Source organism: Dietzia sp. HMSC21D01, assembly GCF_001815995.1.
GTDB lineage: Bacteria > Actinomycetota > Actinomycetes > Mycobacteriales > Mycobacteriaceae > Dietzia > Dietzia cinnamea.
The window spans coordinates 1-3,820 of record NZ_KV824077.1; the positions used below are offsets into that span (position 1 = coordinate 1).

Sequence of the window (3,820 nt, forward strand, 5' to 3'; positions counted from 1 at the left end):
CGTGTTACTGACCCACGCTCCTAGGCTGAGATGCGTGATCGATCTCAAGCTGCTCCGCGAGAACCCCGACCTCGTCCGCGACTCCCAGCGCACCCGCGGCGAGGATCCGTCGCTGGTCGACCAGCTGCTGGCCGCCGACGAGGCCCGCCGCTCCTCCATCGCGGCCGCGGACTCCGCCCGCGCCGAGCAGAAGGCCCACGGCAAGAAGGTCGGTAAGGCCTCGCCCGAGGAGCGCCCGGCGCTGCTCGAGGCCGCGGGCGCCCTCAAGCAGGCGGTCAAGGACGCCGAGGAGGCCGAGAAGGCCGCGGCGGCCGAGGTCGACCGGCTCCAGCGTCTGCTGTCGAACGTCGTCGAGGAGGGCACGCCCGCCGGCGGCGAGGACGACTTCGTGGAGATCGAGCGGATCGGCGAGATCCCCACCTTCGACTTCGAGCCCAAGGACCACCTCGAGCTGGGCGAGAGCCTCGGGCTGCTCGACATGGAGCGGGGCGCGAAGGTCTCCGGCGCCCGCTTCTACTTCCTCACCGGCTACGGCGCCCTGCTCCAGCTGGGCATGCTGCAGCTCGCCGCGCAGAAGGCCACCGCCAACGGCTTCACCATGATGATCCCGCCCGTGCTCGTGCGGCCCGAGATCATGCAGGGCACCGGCTTCCTCGGCGCCCACGCCGACGAGGTCTACCGACTCGAGGCCGACGACCTCTACCTGGTCGGCACCTCCGAGGTCGCGTTGGCCGGCTACCACCAGGGCGAGATCCTCGACCTCTCCGCCGGTCCCAAGCGCTACTGCGGCTGGTCCTCGTGCTTCCGCCGCGAGGCCGGCAGCCACGGCAAGGACACCCGCGGCATCATCCGCGTCCACCAGTTCGACAAGGTCGAGATGTTCTCCTGGTGCAAGCCCGAGGAGGCGCACGAGGAGCACAAGCGCCTGCTGGGCTTCGAGAAGGAGATGCTCGAGGCCATGGGCCTGCCGTTCCGCGTCATCGACATCGCCGGCGGCGACCTCGGCTCCTCGGCCGCGCGTAAGTACGACTGCGAGGCGTGGGTGCCCACGCAGGGGACCTACCGGGAGCTCACTTCGACGTCCAACTGCACGACGTTCCAGGCCCGCCGGCTCGGGGTGCGCTACCGCGACGACGAGGGCCGGACGCAGACCGCCGCCACCCTCAACGGCACGCTGGCCACCACGCGGTGGCTCGTGGCGATCCTCGAGAACCACCAGCAGGCCGACGGGTCGGTCGTCGTGCCCGAGGCGCTGCGGCCGTTTGTCGGAAAGGACGTGCTCGAGCCGATCCGCTGAGGGATCGCCGACCTCGTCGTCGTCGTCGTTGTCCGGACCGTCACGGGCGGAACAGCATCATCACACCGCTCGCGCTGGCGCACGTGCGGCCGTCGGTGTCAGTGACCCGCACCTGGACCACGCACGTCGACCGGCCGGCGTGCTCGACCTCCGCGCGGATCGTGGCCGGGGTCTTATCCAGGCGCAGCGCCCGGATGTAGCGGACGGTGAGGTCCAGCGTGCTGTACCCGGTGCCAGGCTCGACGACGGTCGCGGTGGCGTAGCCGAGCGCCGAGTCCACCCAGCCGGAGACGATCCCGCCGTGGACCGTGCCGCCGTTGTTCAGCGCCCACTCCGCGGGCTCGGCCGTCATGGTCACCGCGCCCTCCTCGGCGGCGGTCAGCCGGACCCCGAGCGAGTAGGCGCCGGGGGAGAGGTGGCGCTCCCCGGCGATGATCGCCCGCAGAGCGTCGAGACCGGCGTGCGGCGAGCGATCCGCGGCGTCCGGGAGCGGGGGCCAGGAGTAGTGACGGCTGCGCGTCACGGGATCGACCGAATCGAAGGGGGCGTCGTGGTCCACCCCGCCGAACCTACCGGCGGTCGCGGACACCTTCCGCCGCGGGCCGCTACCCTGGGGCCCGTGGAGCTGCTCTATACAGGGATCATCGGGGTCGCCCGGACGATGTTCAAGGTCCAGGGACTGGACATCACCGTGCGCGGGGAACACCACTTCCCGGCGGTCGGCGGGGCGGTCGTGGTGATCAACCACACCGGGTACTTCGACTTCGTGTACGCCGGCCTCCCCGCCCGCGTGCACAAGCGGTTCATCCGCTACATGGCCAAGCACGAGGTGTTCGAGCACCCCGTGGCCGGGCCGATCATGCGCGAGCTCAAGCACATCCCCGTCGACCGCACGGCCGGCAAGGCGTCGTTCGACGAGGCCGTCGACCGCCTCAAGGCCGGTGAGCTGGTGGGCGTGTTCCCCGAGGCGACCATCAGCCGCAGCTTCGAGATCAAGGGCTTCAAGTCCGGTGCGGTGCGGATGGCGCTCGCGGCGGACGTCCCGATCATCACCGTCACGGTGTGGGGGTCCCAGCGCGTGTGGACCAAGGGGCTGCCCAAGAAGCTCCTGCGTCCCAAGATGCCGATCATGATGCAGGTCGGCGCGCCGATGCAGGCGTACGAACCGATCGACGAGTGCACCCGGGAGGTCCGCTCGCGGATGCAGGCCGATCTCGAGCGGCTCCAGGACGAGTACGCGGAGCGCTACGGGCCGTACCCGGCCGGCGCCAACTGGGTGCCGGCCCGCCTCGGAGGGTCGGCACCCACGCTCGAGCAGGCGACGGCCCTGGACGAGGCCGAGCACGCGGAGCGTCTGCGTCGTCGCGCCGAGAACGCGGCCGCCGAGGGCACGTCGGTGGCCGATGTCGACACCCCGAAAGGTCCGGCGGGCCCGGACGCTCCGTGAGCCGGGCGAGGCCGATCCTCGTCGCCACGGACGTCGACGGGACACTGATCGGCTCGGACGACCTCGTGCCCGCCGCCAACCTGGCGGTCGTGGAGGATCTCGTCGCCGATGGTGCGACCTTCGTCCTGGCCACTGGTCGACCTCCGCGCTGGCTCGCGCAGGTGGTCGACCAGTTGCCCGTCGCGCCCCTGGCGGTGTGCGCGAACGGCGCCGTCATCATGGACTCCGGCAGCGGCGAGTTCCTCGAGACCAGCCTGCTCGACCCCGACACGCTCGCGGCGATCGACGAGGTCCTGCGGGAGCGGCTGCCGGGCAGCGGGATCGCCGCCGAGCGGCTCGGGGCCGACGCCGCCGATGCCGACTTCGTGGCCAGCCCGGACTACGAGCACGCCTGGATCCACCCCGAGCATCTCGAGGTGGGGCACGCCGAGGTCCTCTCCGAGCCCGTGCTGAAGCTGCTCGCGCGTGTGCCGGGCATGCCCAGCGCCGACATGCTGGCCGCCCTGCGCGGCGAAGTCGATCACCTGGCCGACGTCACGTACTCCACGACCAACGGGCTGATCGAGTTCGCCGCCCGCGGGGTGACCAAGGCGAGCGGGTTGGCGCGGATCGCGGCGTCCACGGCGGCCGCGACCGCCACCCCGTCAGCGGAGGTGCCCGTGACGGTCGCGTTCGGCGACATGCCCAACGACCTGGAGATGCTGCGCTGGGCCGATCACGGCGTGGCGATGGGCAACGCCATCCCCGCGGTCCACGCCGCCGCCGACGAGGTCACGCTGACCAACGACCAGGCCGGCTTCGCGCACGTCCTGCGGCGCTGGTGGGTCTGACCCGCGGAGTCGGCCGGCGGTCTGATCCCGCGCCCGCTTGAGCCCGGACGGCTCGGGTTCAGGCCGCCGGGGCGCTACTGCTCCGAAATAGGTCGCGGACCGGTCCCCACCACATCCCCGGTGTACCCCCTCTCCTCGGTGGGGGAGGGGCACACCTGGTGGGAGCCGGTCCGCAAGTCTGAAGTGGCCGCGCCGGGAAGCGCCGAGGCGCCCGGCCGGAGACCACGCGGGTCGCCCGCCGCGCGT

Annotated in this window: 4 protein-coding genes; 3 read left to right on the plus strand and 1 reads right to left on the minus strand. The window is 71.8% G+C overall.

Going from position 1 to position 3,820, the window contains the following annotated elements:
* Positions 1-34: 34 nt before the first annotated feature.
* Positions 35-1,297 carry a serine--tRNA ligase gene (gene serS / locus HMPREF3086_RS15065; protein ID WP_061914205.1) on the plus strand — a complete coding sequence of 421 codons (1,263 nt, stop codon included), beginning with the start codon at positions 35-37 and terminating at the stop codon, positions 1,295-1,297.
* A gap of 40 nt (positions 1,298-1,337) precedes the next feature.
* Here the strand turns inward: serS and HMPREF3086_RS15070 are convergent, their stop codons facing one another.
* Positions 1,338-1,820: a PaaI family thioesterase gene (locus HMPREF3086_RS15070; protein ID WP_243699676.1), complete on the minus strand. Its 483-nt coding sequence runs from the start codon at positions 1,818-1,820 to the stop codon at positions 1,338-1,340.
* A 96-nt stretch (positions 1,821-1,916) separates the two neighbouring features.
* Between HMPREF3086_RS15070 and HMPREF3086_RS15075 the strand changes: the two genes are divergently transcribed.
* Together HMPREF3086_RS15075 and HMPREF3086_RS15080 are read left to right on the plus strand one after the other, a co-directional pair.
* Positions 1,917-2,744: a lysophospholipid acyltransferase family protein gene (locus tag HMPREF3086_RS15075; RefSeq protein ID WP_070722712.1), complete on the plus strand. Its 828-nt coding sequence runs from the start codon at positions 1,917-1,919 to the stop codon at positions 2,742-2,744.
* Entirely contained in the window at positions 2,741-3,574 is an 834-nt protein-coding gene (locus HMPREF3086_RS15080) for an HAD family hydrolase (RefSeq protein ID WP_061227871.1), read from the plus strand. The genes HMPREF3086_RS15075 and HMPREF3086_RS15080 overlap by 4 nt, the downstream gene beginning before the upstream one ends.
* Positions 3,575-3,820 lie beyond the last annotated feature (246 nt).